This is a genomic window from Micromonospora radicis (genome assembly GCF_003583405.1).
GTDB classification, from domain to species: Bacteria; Actinomycetota; Actinomycetes; order Mycobacteriales; family Micromonosporaceae; genus Micromonospora; species Micromonospora radicis.
In genome coordinates, this window is record NZ_QXEC01000010.1 from 149,861 (window position 1) to 163,576 (window position 13,716).

The 13,716-nt window shown below is 71.5% G+C and carries 12 protein-coding genes; 6 read left to right on the forward strand and 6 right to left on the reverse strand.

All coding sequences use genetic code 11. The annotated features are described in order from the left end of the window. Window positions 1-75: 75 nt before the first annotated feature. Complete coding sequence (locus D2L64_RS13000) at window positions 76-1,509, reverse strand: NYN domain-containing protein (protein ID WP_119575737.1); 1,434 nt, start codon at window positions 1,507-1,509, stop codon at window positions 76-78. A gap of 127 nt (window positions 1,510-1,636) precedes the next feature. Here D2L64_RS13000 and D2L64_RS13005 point away from each other — a divergent pair, with 127 nt between their 5' ends. The 5 genes from D2L64_RS13005 to D2L64_RS13025 all read left to right on the forward strand — a co-directional run bounded on the left by D2L64_RS13005 (window position 1,637) and on the right by D2L64_RS13025 (window position 7,337). Next, a complete protein-coding gene (locus D2L64_RS13005; protein ID WP_119575739.1) occupies window positions 1,637-3,391 on the forward strand; it encodes a DEDD exonuclease domain-containing protein in 1,755 nt (584 codons plus the stop codon). Between the two features lie 129 nt (window positions 3,392-3,520). Next, on the forward strand, window positions 3,521-5,308 hold the full coding sequence (locus D2L64_RS13010; protein ID WP_119575886.1) for a RelA/SpoT family protein: 1,788 nt from the start codon (window positions 3,521-3,523) through the stop codon (window positions 5,306-5,308). A 53-nt stretch (window positions 5,309-5,361) separates the two neighbouring features. Beyond that, window positions 5,362-5,904, forward strand: a complete 543-nt coding sequence (locus D2L64_RS13015) for an NUDIX hydrolase (protein ID WP_119575740.1) — start codon at window positions 5,362-5,364, stop codon at window positions 5,902-5,904. Then, the gene (locus D2L64_RS13020) at window positions 5,901-6,836 is read left to right on the forward strand and encodes a sugar phosphate nucleotidyltransferase (RefSeq protein WP_119575742.1); all 936 of its coding nucleotides are present in this window, start codon (window positions 5,901-5,903) and stop codon (window positions 6,834-6,836) included. The genes D2L64_RS13015 and D2L64_RS13020 overlap by 4 nt, the downstream gene beginning before the upstream one ends. A 210-nt stretch (window positions 6,837-7,046) precedes the next feature. Continuing rightward, window positions 7,047-7,337, forward strand: a complete 291-nt coding sequence (locus D2L64_RS13025) for an Lrp/AsnC family transcriptional regulator (protein WP_119575744.1) — start codon at window positions 7,047-7,049, stop codon at window positions 7,335-7,337. Window positions 7,338-7,413: 76 nt separating this feature from the next. On the opposite strand, the gene D2L64_RS13030 is transcribed toward D2L64_RS13025, so the two are convergent. From D2L64_RS13030 to ctaE, 5 genes are all read right to left on the reverse strand, one after another. After that, on the reverse strand, window positions 7,414-8,091 hold the full coding sequence (locus D2L64_RS13030) for a DUF4142 domain-containing protein (RefSeq protein WP_119575746.1): 678 nt from the start codon (window positions 8,089-8,091) through the stop codon (window positions 7,414-7,416). A gap of 167 nt (window positions 8,092-8,258) precedes the next feature. Beyond that, on the reverse strand, window positions 8,259-9,884 hold the full coding sequence (qcrB, locus tag D2L64_RS13035) for a cytochrome bc1 complex cytochrome b subunit (RefSeq protein WP_119575748.1): 1,626 nt from the start codon (window positions 9,882-9,884) through the stop codon (window positions 8,259-8,261). After that, window positions 9,881-10,957, reverse strand: a complete 1,077-nt coding sequence (gene qcrA / locus D2L64_RS13040; protein ID WP_119575889.1) for a cytochrome bc1 complex Rieske iron-sulfur subunit — start codon at window positions 10,955-10,957, stop codon at window positions 9,881-9,883. The genes qcrB and qcrA overlap by 4 nt, the downstream gene beginning before the upstream one ends. An 11-nt stretch (window positions 10,958-10,968) precedes the next feature. Next, on the reverse strand, window positions 10,969-11,805 hold the full coding sequence (gene qcrC / locus D2L64_RS13045) for a cytochrome bc1 complex diheme cytochrome c subunit (protein ID WP_119575750.1): 837 nt from the start codon (window positions 11,803-11,805) through the stop codon (window positions 10,969-10,971). A 70-nt stretch (window positions 11,806-11,875) separates the two neighbouring features. Then, window positions 11,876-12,475, reverse strand: a complete 600-nt coding sequence (gene ctaE, locus D2L64_RS13050; protein WP_119575752.1) for an aa3-type cytochrome oxidase subunit III — start codon at window positions 12,473-12,475, stop codon at window positions 11,876-11,878. A gap of 107 nt (window positions 12,476-12,582) precedes the next feature. Between ctaE and D2L64_RS13055 the strand changes: the two genes are divergently transcribed. Next, window positions 12,583-13,566, forward strand: coding sequence for a cytochrome c oxidase assembly protein (locus D2L64_RS13055; RefSeq protein WP_119575754.1), 984 nt, complete (start codon window positions 12,583-12,585; stop codon window positions 13,564-13,566). Window positions 13,567-13,716: the final 150 nt, after the last annotated feature.

Consider the following 13,716-nt stretch of genomic DNA (forward strand, 5'->3'; position numbering starts at 1 on the left):
CTCCTGTCGCCATGGGCGCCAATCCTATTGCCCGGCCCGTCGTGGTCCCGTGGGTGTCGAGCACCGCCGGATCGGTCAGGACCGGGACAGCCGGCGCAGCAGCGAGTCCGCGCCGAGCGGGTAGGCGCCGTGTCGGCGTACCCCGTCGGCGACCTCCCGATCGGAGGAGACCACCACCACCGGGCGGCCCGGCGGTTCGGCCCGGACCAGGCGGCGGATCAGCTCGTCGGCGGTCTCCCCCTTGCGGGAGAACAGCACCCGTACGCCCCGGGGGGCGGGCGGCAGGCCGTGCATCCGTTCGGCCCCGTCGAAGACCACGGTGACCTCGTCACCGGTCTGCGCGGCGATCCCGCCGAGGCCGGTGATCAACCGTTTGCGTTGCTGCTCCAGGGACATCTCGCCGAAGCCGCGCTTGGTCACGTTGTAGCCGTCGACCACCAGGTGCGCGCGGGGCAGGGCGAGCAGTTGGTCCAGCCGGGCCGGGTCGTCGGTGTCCTGGGCGCGGGCCGCGGCGCCGGCCGAGGTGGCCGTGGTGGCCGTCGAGGAGTCGGCGAAGGCGTCCGCGACGAAGTCGGCGGGCAGTCGGTCCACCGGGTCGAGGGCCAGTTCGCGGCGCAGCCCGACGGCGGCCTGGCCGATGGTTTCCAGCAGCAGCCACAGCCGGGCGTCGTCGACCGACCGGGCCTCCTTGGCGCTGGCCCGGGCCACCCCGGCCGCCGCCTCGGCCTCGGCCAGCCGGGCCCGGGCGCGACGAAGTTCGGCGTCGGCGTCGGCCGCCGCCCGCGCGGCCCGGCCCCGTTCGGTGGCCAGCAGTTCGTTCGCCCTGCGCTCGCGGGCCTGGCTCTCCCGCAGGGTACGGGTGAGCTGCCGGGCCTCCTCGCGCAGCTGACCGAGTTCCTCGCGGACCCGGGCGAGTTCGTCGCGGAGCTTGTCGGCTTCGACGCGGGCCACCGCGCGGTCGTGCTCGGCCCGGGTGGCCCGCTGCTCGGCCTGGCGGACCAGTTCGGCCACCACCGCGGTGTCCGCCTCGGCGCGTACCGCCGCACCGCTGGCCTCGATCAGCTCCCGCCAGCCGCGCGGCCGGGCCAGGTAGGCCAGGGCGGCCACCTCGACCGGGTCGGCGGCCGCCGGTGCCGTCCCCTCGACCACGGCGGTGCCCAGGTCACCGGCGTCGGCCAGGATCCGGGCGGTGACCCGCTGCCGGAACAGCGGGTCGGCGGCGAGCTGGGCGGCGATCACGGGAGCACCGAGGCGGGCCCGCCGGTTGGGGGCGAACTTGGCGACCCGGCGCAGCGGTACGGGCACCTCGTCGGCGGGTAGGCCGGGCAGCACGGTGGCGGTCAGCGAGACGATCCGCTGGCGGACCGGCTCGGGCAGGCTCGGCTCGGGCTCCGCCGCCTCGCCCGACGCGGCGTCGGCTATCCCCTCGGTGGTGTCACCGGCGGCCGGCACGGCGACGACCTGCTCCTCCGGGAGGAGGTTGTCGTCGTGCGGCTCGGTGAGGGGCATGTGGCAAGTCTCCCACCGCGACCGGGCCCACCGCCTAGTGAGTGAGCCGATCTCTCATCCTAGACCGGTGGGGACGCCTGGGACGGTTGGGGCAGGAGTGTCGGACCGGACGGTTAACCTGCCGCCGATGGCACGACAGGACTATCTCCAACCGGCACTGGCCGGGCTCGACCCGGCCGTCGACGGGGTCGACCCGGCGCTGCCGCTGTACGCGGCGACGTTCGTCGTGGTCGACCTGGAGACCACCGGCGGGGCGCCCGACGGCGGCGGCATCACCGAGATCGGCGCGGTCAAGGTGCGCGGCGGCGAGGAGCTGGGGGTGCTGGGCACGCTGGTCAATCCCGGCGTGCCGATCCCACCGTTCATCACCGTGCTGACCGGCATCACCCAGGCGATGCTGGTGCCGGCGCCGCCGATCGAGCAGGTGCTGCCGAGCTTCCTGGAGTTCGTCGCCGACGCCGTGCTGGTCGCCCACAACGCGCCGTACGACGTCGGTTTCCTCAAGGCCGCCTGCGCGAAACACGGCTACCGCTGGCCGAACCCCCGGGTGCTGGACACCGCGGCGCTGGCCCGGCGGGTGCTGCTGCGCGACGAGGTGCCCAACCGCAAGCTGGGCACCCTGGCCGCCTACTTCCGGGCCGCCACGCAGCCGACCCACCGGGCCCTGGACGACGCCCGGGCCACCGTCGACGTGCTGCACGGGCTGATCGGCCGGCTCGGCGGGCACCGGGTCGACACCGTCGGCGACGCCATCGAGTTCGCCCGCGCGGTCACCCCCACCCAGCGACGCAAGCGGCACCTCGCCGACGGCCTGCCCCGCTCCCCCGGGGTCTACATCTTCCGGGCCGCCGACGACCGCCCGCTGTACGTCGGCACCTCACGCGACATCGCCACCCGGGTCCGCAGCTACTTCACCGCGGCGGAGAAGCGCGCCCGGATCTCGGAGATGCTGGCCGCCGCGGAGCGGGTCGAGGCGGTCGAGTGCGCACACTCGCTGGAGGCGGAGGTACGCGAGCTGCGGCTGATCGGGGCGCACGCGCCGCCGTACAACCGGCGGTCGAAGTTCCCGGAGCGGGTGCTCTGGCTGAAGCTGACCGACGGGCCGTACCCCCGGTTGTCGGTGGTCCGGGAGATCTCCCCCGGTGATCGCGCCTACCTCGGCCCGTTCTCCTCACGACGGGCGGCGGAGCTGGCCGCCGCCGGTTTCCACGACGCGGTGCCGCTACGCCAGTGCACCCACCGGCTGTCGCTGCGTACCGTCACGCCGGCCTGTGCGCTGGCCGAGCTGGGCCGCTGCCCGGCACCCTGCGAGCACCGGATCACCCCCGAGGAGTACGACGCCCGCGCGGTGGCGCCGTTCGCCGACGCCACCACGGGCGATCCCGGACCGGTGGTGGACGCGCTGCTCGCCCGGATCGAGGTGCTGGCGGCCGGTCAGCGGTACGAGGAGGCCGCGGTGCTGCGGTCCCGGCTGGCCGCGGTGCTGCGGGCAGCGGTACGCATGCAGCGGTTGGCGGCGCTGAGCGGGATCGCCGAGCTGGCCGCCGCCCGGCCGGCCGCCGGTGGCGGCTGGGAGTTGGCGCTGGTGCGGCACGGCCGGCTGGCCGGTGCCGGGGTCTCCCCGGCCGGCGTCCACCCGCGACCGACGTTGACGGCGATCCGGGCCACCGCCGAGACGGTGCCGGTGGGGCACGGTCCGGTGCCGGCGGCCGTTCCCGAGGAGTCGGAACGGATCCTGTCCTGGTTGGAGCGACCGGAGACCCGGCTGGTGGAGATGTCGTCCGGATGGGCGTCCCCGGTGGCCGGCGCGGGCCGCTTCCGCGACCTGCTGGCGAGGGCCGAGAACGCCGCGTCCCAACAACTCTGGTCCGAACGCTCATGAGCAACTGTCCGATCGGACTACGTCGACTCACTTAGGCTGTTAAGGAAGTGCATTACTGCCCGTTTCGAGGTTCTGCTCCCGGTTGCCGGTCCACCGGCGGCCCGGAGCAGGGGTTTGGGGGTGTCCCAGGTGGACGTCGACGCCGGACGCGGCGGCGCCCTGGGGGGTGCGCTCCCGACACAGCCGGGTGAACTGCCGCTCGCCCGCCGGCTCCGGTCGCTACTGAGCTGGCCGACCGCCGAGACCGAACCGGTCGGCCAACTGGTCCGCACCCACCGGAGCATCCACGCCGGTGCCGATCCGGCGGTGCTGCGCCGGTCGTACACCATCGCGGAGAACATGCACCGTGGCCAGTTCCGCAAGAGTGGTGAGCCCTACATCACCCATCCGCTCGCGGTCGCCCAGATCTGCGCCGAGCTGGGCATGGACACCACCACACTGGTCGCGGCGCTGCTGCACGACACGGTGGAGGACACGCACTACACCCTGCAGGCCCTGGCCGAGGACTTCGGACACGAGGTGGCCCATCTCGTCGACGGGGTGACCAAGTTCGACAAGGCGTTCTACGGGCAGGCGGCCGAGGCGGAGACCATCCGAAAGATGATCATCGCAGCCGGCAAGGACGTCCGGGTGCTGATCATCAAGCTCGCCGATCGGCTGCACAACATGCGCACCCTCGGCGTACGCTCGGCCGCCTCCCGGGAACGGATCGCCCGCAAGACCCAGGAGGTGCTGGTCCCGCTCTGCGACCGGCTCGGCATCCAGACCCTGAAACGGGAACTGGACGACGTGGTGCTGCTGCACCTGGCGCCGGAGGAGCACGCCCGCATCGCCCGGCACGTGCACGACCGTCCCGGCTGGGACAACTACCTCGCCGAGGTGGTGGCCCAGGCCAAGGTGGCGATGCGCCGGGGCCGGGTCGACGCACAGGTGGCCCCCCGCCCACGGCACCTCTACTCGATCTGGAAGGACACCGTCGCCGGCGGCCACACCGTGCCGTACGACCTGCCCCGCATCACCGTCGTGGTGGACGGCCCGGCCACCGACTGCTACGCGGCGCTCGGCGCGATCCACGGGCTCTGGCGGCCGATCCCGGGCCGGTTCAAGGACTTCATCGCCTCCCCGAAGAACAACCTCTACCGGTCCCTGCACACCAGCGTCTGCGGCCCGAAGAACCGCACGGTGGAGGTGCTGATCCGGACCGAGGAGATGCACCGCTCGGCCGAGTACGGGGTGGTGGCCGACTTCCGCTTCCCGCGCTCCGGTGCCACGACCGCCCGCGCCGAGCAGTTGGACTGGCTACGCCGGGTGCTGGACTGGGAGCAGGGCGCCGCCGACCCGGCGCAGTTCCTCGAGTCGCTGCGCTGTGACCTGGCCGAGGCGCAGATCCAGGTGGTCGCCGAGGGCCGGCAGATCGTGCTGCCGGCCGGCGCCACCCCGGTGGACCTGGCGTACGAGTTGGGCACCGACCGGGGCGACCGATGTCTCGCCGCGCGGATCAACGGCCGGCTGGTACCGCTCGCCTCCGAGTTGGAGGAGGGCGACGTGGTCGAGATCTTCACCGAGACCGACGAGGAGAGCAGCCTCGACGCCGAGGTCGCCCCGCGCGGTCCCCGCCGCGAGTGGCTGGGTTTCGTCAAGTCGCCGCACGCGCAGATGCAGATCAACCGGTGGTTCGCCGACCACAGCGAGCCGGGCATCTCGATCAGCGACAAGGTCCGGCTCGGCCGGGCCACCATCGGGCTGGCGCTGCGCCAGCACAACCGGGGACTGGCCAGCGACCTGCCGCTGCTGCGGCTGTCGGAGGAACTCGGCTATCCCGACCTGGAGACGCTGCTCGTCGCGGTCTTCGACCGGGTGATCGAACCGGACGAGGTGGTGCGGCAACTCATCGACCTGGTCGACCACCGACAGTGACGCGGGCGCGGTCCCCGGGCGCGAGCACGGCTCGGGGCCACTAGCCTGGACCCATGATCCCCCGCTCGCGCCGCACCGGCCGCGCCGTCGCGTACCAGGTCTTCTACCGGTTGCCCCTACCGGTACGCCGCCGGCTGGTACGACTGGCCGTGCCGAAGTACATCGTCGGCGCGGTAACCCTGGTACGCGACAGCGAGGCCGGGGGCGCGGGGCGACTGCTGCTGCTGCGGCAGCCACCCGGTCGGGGTTGGACGCTGCCGGCGGGGCTGTTGCAGCGCGGCGAGAACCCGGCGGTGGGTGCGGCCCGCGAGCTGCACGAGGAGTCCGGCATCCGGCTCTCCCCCACCGCGTTGAGCCCGGCGGCACCCAACGCCGTGGTGCACGCCAAGGGGTGGGTGGACATGGTGTTCACCGTCGAGGTGCCGGCGTCGAGCACCGAACTGAAGGTCGACGGCGCGGAGGTCTTCGAGGCCGCCTGGCATCCGCTGGACGACCTGCCGAAGCTGACCTGGCCCACCGCCCGGCTGCTCGCCTACTACGACATCGGTCCGCTGGCCGGGCAGTTCCCGCCACCGCTGCCCGACCGCCTGCCATGACCGGACCAGACGACCGAGCGGCACGGCCCGACGACCTCGCAGCACGGCCCGACGACCGAGCGGCACGGCCCGACCACCCGGCGGCGCGAGCCGAGGACGGCATCTGTGCGGTGGTGCTCGCCGCCGGAGAGGGCACCCGGCTGCGGCCGTTGACCGAGCGGCTGCCCAAGGCACTCTGCCCGGTGGGCAACGTGGCGCTGCTGGACCGAGCCCTGGCCCGGCTGACCGGGCTCGGGCTGACCGGACCGCAGCAGGTCGCCGTCAACGCCTGTTACCTGGGCGAACAGGTGGTCGAGCAGGTCGGCGACCGGGCCCGGCTCTCGGTGGAACCGGGCAGCCCGCTCGGCACCGCCGGTGGCGTGGGGCGGCTGCGGGACTGGATCGCCGGTCGCGGCGTACTGGTCGGCAACGCCGACGCGTACCTCGCCGACCCGACCACGGCACCCGGGCCGGACATCGCCGCGCTGCTGGACGGTTGGGACGGCGAATCGGTACGCCTGCTCGGCCAGCCGGCGTCCGACCCGAGGGCACCAGGCACCTTCGACGGGCACGTCTTCACCGGCTTCTCGCTGCTGCCCTGGCGACTGGTCCGGAACCTGCCCCCGGCCTTCGGTGACCTGGTCCGCGCGGTGTGGCGCCCGGCCGAGGCCGCCGGCCGACTGTCCGTGGTGCCCTACCGGGGAACCTTCTACGACACCGGCACCCCGGCCGACTACCTGGCCGCGAACCTGCACGCCGCCGGTGACGGCTGTCTGGTCGACCCGGCCGCCTCGGTCACCGGCGACTGCCGGCGTTCGGTGGTCGGCGCGGGCGCCACGGTACGCGGCACGGTGACCCACTGCGTGGTCTGGCCCGGTGCCACCGTCGAGGCCGACGAACGGCTGTCCGACGCGATCCGGGTCGGCGCCGACCTGACCGTCCCGGCCACCTGAGCCGCCCGCTGGGCCTCGTACGTGGGCCTCGTGCGAGGAGCCCCTACGTGGACCTTCATACGGCAGGCCTCCCGAGGGCTCGTTACATGGGCTCGTGCGGTGTCCAGAAACGTTCACCGGGCTCCCGCCGGGTCAGGTGACGCGACACCGCCAACACCCCTGGACGCCGCACTAACATGAGCGACGACGCCGACGAACGGAGAAGTTCCCGTGATCACCGCGATCGTGCTGATCGACTGCGCCACCGACTCGATCCCCGAGGTGGCCGAGGCCCTGGCCAACCTCTCCGGGGTGAGCGAGGTGTACTCCGTGGCCGGGCACGTCGACCTGATCGCGATGGTCCGGGTCCGCGAGTTCGACGAGATCGCGCAGGTCATCGCGGGCGGCATCTCCAAGGTGCCGGGCGTGCTAAACACCGAGTCGCACATCGCCTTCCGCGCCTACTCCCGCCACGACCTCGAGGAAGCCTTCGCCATCGGCCTCGGCGCCACCACCGACTGACCCCTGCACTCCCTAGCTCCCTAGGAGAGCCGGTCCGCCCCGGGTGGGGTGGACCGGCTCGCCGTGTGCCGTCGGGTCAGCTCTGCTGGGGTGCCGGGCTCTCGGTGACGGTGCCACCCGGAGCCGGGGCCTCCTCGGTGAAGGTCTCACCCGGGGTCGGCGTGGTGCCACCCGGAGCCGGGACGGTGCCGCCCGGGCTGGGCGTACCGGACGGGCTGGCCTCCGGCACCGGGATGCCGAGCTCCTCGGCCAGCTGCACCAGGGCGTCGTAGTGCGCCTGCAGGACCGGCAGCGCGGTCTGGGCCAGCTGGACCACCTGGGTCTCGGTACCCTGCGAGATCTCCGTCTGGGTGGCCTGGATGGCCTGCAGGTGGCCGGCGAGGCCCTGGGTCACCCAGAGCCGGTCGAACTCCTCACCACTGGCGTTGTTCAGCTGGTCGAGAGCCGTCCGCTGATCCGGGGTGGGCTCGTTCGGCAGCTGGACGTTCAGCTGCCCCGCCAGGTCCGTCACCGACCGGTCCAGCTCCTGGTGGTCGGTGACGATCATCTGGGCCAGATCCTTCAGCTGCTGGTTCTGGGCCTTCTTCTGCGCCAGTTCACCAGCCTGGACCTCGTACAGGTTGACCTGGTGGATCGCCTGCAGGTACTGGGTGTCCTGCTCCGACGGCTGCGCCGCCGCCTGGGCTGCCGCGGCGGGCGCGACGCCCACCAGCACCAGTGCGGCCAGCAGGCCGAGCCGTTTGATTCCCAACATGCTTCCTCCCCGTTGAGACGTTGGACCGCACGGATACCCGGCTGACCGGGGTTATTCCTGCGATCCGGTGACGGGCGGGAAGCTCCGACGAGGGCGCGAAGGCCAGGAAAAGGGCGTGGCGCCCGCCGGAGGACTCCGGCGGGCGCCACGTCACGCTGTGGCGAACCTCAGCTCTGCTTCTCCCCGCTGCCGATCTCGGCACGCTCGGCGCGCGGTTCGACCGGCGGGTGTCCCGGCGAGACCGGCGCCTCGGCCGGCTTCTCGATCGGGTAGAAGAAGCCCCGGACGGCCGGGCCGAGGGCACCGAGCCGGTTCATCTTCTTCGGCACGACCCAGCCGGCGTACGGCAGCTCGCCGTGCCCGTGCTCGTCGGGCGCGCTGAGCGGCTGGTGCACCTCGACGAACCGGCCGTCCGGCAGGCGCCGGATGATGCCCGTCTCCACGCCGTGCGCGAGCACCTCCCGGTCGTGCTGCTGCAGGCCGAGGCAGAGCCGGTAGGTGACGTAGTAGGCGATTGGCGGCAGGATCAACAGACCGATCCGGCCCGCCCAGGTCATCGCGTTCAGGCTGATGTGGAACTTGTCGGCGATGACGTCGTTCGCCCCGGAGAGGGTGAGGATGACGTAGAACGTGATGGCCATCGCGCCCAGACCGGTCCGGAACGGCACGTCCCGGGGACGCTGGAGCAGGTTGTGGCTCCGGTAGTCCTTCAGGTAGCGGGCCTCCAGGAACGGATAGAGCGTGGAGAGCCCCACCAGGATGCCGGGTAGCACCACGGTCGGCCAGAACAGCGGCGGGATCACGTAGCCGTCGCCGATCGGGATGAAGATCTCCCAGTCCGGCATCAGTCGGGTCGACCCGTCGAGGAACATGACGTACCAGTCCGGCTGGCTGGCGGCCGAGACCACCCACGCCTCGTACGGGCCGAACAGCCAGATCGGGTTGATCTGGAACAGGCCACCCATCAGCGCGATCACGCCGAAGACGACCATGAAGAAGCCGCCCTGCTTGATCGCGTACCGGGGGAACATCCGCTCGCCGACGACGTTGCCGTTGGTCCGCCCGGGGCCCGGCCACTGGGTGTGCTTCTGCTTGAAGACCAGGCCCAGGTGGACGCTGATCAGCGCGACCAGCAGCGCCGGGATGAGCAGCACGTGGGCGATGAAGAACCGGCTGATGATGATGGTGCCGGGGAACTCACCGCCGAAGATCGAGGTGGTCACCCAGGAGCCGATCACCGGGATGGACAGCATGATCGCCGAGGCGATCCGCAGGCCGGTGCCGGAGAGGCCGTCGTCCGGCAGCGAGTAACCGGTGAAGCCGGCCAGGAAGCCGACCCAGAACAGCAGCGAGCCGATGATCCAGTTGGTCTCACGCGGCTTGCGGAACGCGCCGGTGAAGAAGATCCGCAGCATGTGGACCACGATCGCGGCCATGAACAGCAGCGCCGCCCAGTGGTGCATCTGCCGCATGATCAGGCCACCCCGGACGTCGAACGAGATGTCCAGACTGGAGGCGTACGCGGCCGACATCGGGGTGCCCCGCAGCGGGGCGTAGCTGCCGTTGTAGATGACCTCCGTCATCGACGGCTCGAAGAAGAAGGTCAGGAAGACACCGGTGAGCAGCAGGACGATGAACGAGAAAAGCGCGATCTCGCCGAGCAGGAACGACCAGTGGTCGGGGAAGACCTTGTTGAGCAGCCGGCGCAGGGGGGTGGCCACCTGGAAGCGGTCGTCGACCGCCCGGGCGGTGTTGCCCGGCACCGCTGCTACGTCAAACTTGCGCCGCTTCACGGCCGCTCCCAGAAGTCGGGCCCGACGGTTTCGGTGTAGTCGGACCTAGCCACGAAGTAGCCCTCGGCGTCGACCTCGATCGGCAACTGCGGCAGTCGCCGGCTGGCCGGGCCGAAGACGGGCTTGGCGTTGTCGGTGATCAGGAACTGCGACTGGTGGCACGGGCAGAGCAGACGGTTGGTCTGCTGCTCGTACAGGCTCGCCGGGCAGCCGGCGTGCGTGCAGATCTTCGAGTAGGCGGCGTAGTTGCCCCACATGTAGTCGCCGTGGCCCTCGCGCTCGTTGTTGCGGCGCGATTCCTCGGCGTCGGCGTCCCGCAGGTGGATCAGCAGGGTCGGCGAGTCGGCGTACTTGTTGCTCACGCCGTGCTCCACGCCCGGGAAGACGGTGATCTGGCCACCGGCGCTGATGTCGGCCGGCCGGATCGGCCGCCCGTCCTCGCGGATCAGCCGGATCTTCTGCCCGTCCCGGGGGGCGAACCCGGTGGTGAACATCTGGTTGTTCTTGTGCGGCTGGGAGATCAGCCCACCCACCAGCGGTGCCGCGACGACCGCGCCGACCGGGGCCAACCCGGCCAGCAGCGACACGCCGAGCAGCGGGCGGCGCTTCACGCCCAGCTCGTCGGCCATGTACGTCATGGTCTCGCCGGTGATCAGCCGGTCGTCGCTGGACACCACGCCCTCATGCCGGTCCTGGATCGACACCTCCTTGGGCAGCAGCTTCTTGCCCCAGGTGAGGATGCCGAAGCCGATGCCCAGCAGCGCGATGCCGAGGGTCACGCCGAGCAGCGGGGTGTAGAGCTTGTCGCCGCCGCGACCCGGCTCGTACTCCCAGGGCCACCAGATGTAGATCACCAGGAAGGCGGTCGCCGCCACACCGGTGAGCAGGAACATCGCCGCCACCGTACGGACCAGCCGACGCTCGGCCTTGCTGCCCGGGACGACCTGCGGCTCGTAGTGGACGATCTCGATGTCGTCCCGGCGCGCGCCCTCGCGGACGATGTCGAACCGGCTCAGCCGTGGGTCGTTCAGGTCGACCGGCTCGTGTCCCGGCTCGGCGGTGTGCGTGCTCATGTTGCCCCCGGTCACGACTTGCCCGCAATCCACAGGCTGGCGAAGACCAGCGCGACGATGCCGACCAGGAAGATCGCGATGCCCTCGGTGGAGGGTCCGTACCGGCCCAGGTTGAACCCGCCCGGGTCGCCGTCGGAGTTCAGGGTCTGCTGGATGTAGGCGATGATGTCCGCCTTCTGCTCCGGCGTGATCTGGTTGTCACCGAAGACCGGCATGTTCTGCGGACCACTCAGCATCGCCGCGTAGATCTGCCGGTCGGTGGCCGGTCGCAGGCTCGGGGCGTACTTGCCGGAGGAGAGGGCACCGCCGCCGCCGCTGAACGCGTGGCACTGCGAGCAGTTGATCCGGTACAGCTCACCGCCGATCGCGACGTTGCCGTCGGCGTGCAGGTTGTCCCCGGCCGGTACGACCGGGCCGCCACCCAGCTCCTGGACGTACGCGGCCAGCTGGTCGATCTCGTCCGGGCTGAACACCACGGGCTTGCGGGCGGCCTGGGCCTCCTGCCGGGCCATCGGCATCCGGCCCGAACTCACCTGGAACTCGACCGAGGCCGCGCCGACACCGATGAGGCTCGGCCCGCGCCCCTCGACCCCCTGCGCGTTGCGACCGTGGCAGGTCACACAACTCACGTCGAACAGCGCCTTGCCGTCGGCGGCGGCGGTGCTCAGCGGCGGATTGTCCTGCGCCGACGCGCTCGGGGCGAGCAGCGTGTAGGCGCCGCCGGCCAGCATCAGCGCGGCGACCAGCCGGACCGCGGCACCCAGCCGGCGGCGGCCCCTGCTGCGCGCCACGGGCCGCCCGCGCAACCGCGCGAGCAGACCGCGTCGGCGGTCGTTGTCAGAAGTCATGACCTGTGTCCTTAACCGGTTTGGACCTTGTCTCAGGGGTGGTGCAGCGGCGCGGCGCGGCGCGCCAAGATCACTGCAGCCAGTAGATCATGGCGTAGAGCCCGATCCACACGACGTCGACGAAGTGCCAGTAGTACGACACGACGATCGCCGAGGTGGCCTGCGCCGGGGTGAACCGGCCCATGGTGGTACGGATCATGAAGATCACGAAGGCGATCAGACCGCCGATCACGTGCAGACCGTGGAAGCCGGTGGTCAGGTAGAACATCGAGCCGTAGCCGTCCGCGTTGATCTTGATGCCGTGGGCGACCAGCTCGCGGTACTCGTTGGCCTGGCCCATGACGAAGATCAGGCCCATCACGAAGGTGATGGTGAACCAGCGCCGCAGCGCGTGCACGTCACCCCGCTCGGCCGCGAACACGCCGATCTGGCAGGTGATCGAGGAGAGCACCAGGATCACCGTGAAGGTCGTCGCGTACGGGATGTTGAGCACCTCGGTGTGCTTCTCCCACTGCTCCGGCGCAGCCGCGCGGATGGAGAAGTACATGGCGAACAACGCCGCGAAGAACATGAGCTCGCTGGAGAGCCAGACGATGGTCCCGACGCTGACCATGTTGGGGCGCGTCAGGGAGTGGATCCGGCTCTTGTCAATGGCTGGGGCCGCAGTCACGCGGTCATTATTGCCGTTGACCACGGCCGGCGATCAGCGGGGGGCCAAACCCGGATACGGATGGCCCGATCGGTACCGTCCGGTTCGCCTGACCTAGGCTGATTGGCGTGCTGCACGTCGACCCGATCCCGCTGACCCTGGCGGCCGCGCCGCAGCTCACCGCGGCCCCGACCAGCGGGGCCGACGCGGGGGTGCTGGCGGCCGAGGCCGGCCCGCCGCCGTTCTCGATCACCGCGGTCGTCACCGAGGCCAGCCTGGACAACTGGCTCGCCGTCGCCCTGGTCCTGGCCGCCGGCCTCTACCTGTACGGGGTGCACCGGCTGCGGGTACGCGGCGACCGCTGGCCGGTCGCCCGGACGGTCTTCTTCCTCGGGCCCGGTCTCGGCGGCATCGCCTCGGTCACCCTCAGCGGCCTGCACGCGTACGACACCACCCTGCTGTCGGTGCACATGGTCCAGCACATGGTGCTCTCCATGATCGCGCCGATCTTCCTGGCGCTGGGCGCACCGGTGACCCTGGCCCTGCGGACGCTGCCGACCGGCCCGCGCAAGCGGCTGCTGGCGGTGGTGCACAGCCGGATCGCCCGGATCTACACCTTCCCGCTGGTGGCGTTCGCCATCTTCGTGGTCAACCCGTTCGCGCTGTACTTCACCGACCTGTACCGCTACACCCTGGAACACGCCTGGGCACACGAGCTGGTGCACGCCCACTTCATCATGACCGGCTGCGTGTTCTTCTGGCCGCTGCTCGGCCTGGACCCGCTGCCGGGTCGCTGGCCGTACCCCGGCCGGGCCCTGCTGATGCTGCTCTCCGTGCCGTTCCACACCGTGCTCGGGCTGACCATCATGCAGAGCACCACCCTGTTCGGCGGCGACTGGTACCCCGCGTTGGGGTTGAGCTGGGCCGACCCCTGGGAGGACCAGGTCCTGGCCGGCGGCATCCTGTGGGCCGGCGGCGAGTTCGTCAGTGTGACCATGCTCGCCGTACTGGTGGTGCAGTGGATGCGCCACGCCGAACGGGAGGCCCGCCGGGTCGACCGCGAACTGGACCGCCAGGAGGCCCGGCAGCGCGCCGCCGAGGCCGCCGGCTGACCAGCCGGGCACGGCGGGGGGCGTGCGGCGCAGAGCACACCGACCGGTACGATCGGCGGCGCAGCTACGAGGTGGAAGCCGTCTCGAAGCCATTCGCGGGCGGGCCAGCCGGCTCACCGCGACGGTCGGTGGCGGACGGCAGCAAGCGAA